The sequence below is a fragment of the Paracoccus nototheniae genome (assembly GCF_004335005.1).
GTDB classification, from domain to species: domain Bacteria; phylum Pseudomonadota; class Alphaproteobacteria; order Rhodobacterales; family Rhodobacteraceae; genus Paracoccus; species Paracoccus nototheniae.
The window spans coordinates 1-414 of record NZ_RQRT01000218.1; the positions used below are offsets into that span (position 1 = coordinate 1).

Consider the following 414-nt stretch of genomic DNA (forward strand, 5'->3'; position numbering starts at 1 on the left):
TGCCCAGCTGAACTTGATGCATCCATGTCAAGACAGATCAGCGGTAGATCAATATTTTGCTCTTGGACAATACCCACAACGTCCGTAAATGTCATATCGTAAGCGCGACCAAACAATAAGACATCCCATTGATGGCGCAAACTTCTTAACAGTTCACTCTTTGCATCTAAGAACCCTAGGTTAATATCACTATAATAAGTAGACAGTAAGGAGACCAGATGTTCAGCGTAAAGCTGGTCACTATCGATAACCAAGAGATTTAGTGTCGTGTTAGTTGCCATAGTTTGCCTTAATTAGCTATATTGCTGAGTTATATATTTTAATAAGTATTGACCAAAATTATCCTAAGATAAAGTGATATGTTACCAAACAAATTTAAAAAATGAGTGCCGATTATACCTTTAATATCAAATT

At 36.0% G+C, this 414-nt stretch carries 1 protein-coding gene; it reads right to left on the minus strand.

Features of this window, described 5'->3' with window-relative positions:
* Window positions 1–281, minus strand: a 281-nt coding sequence (locus EG885_RS23205; protein WP_207392412.1) for a hypothetical protein, incomplete at its 3' end; no start/stop codon positions are given.
* Between the last annotated feature and the right edge of the window lie 133 nt (window positions 282–414).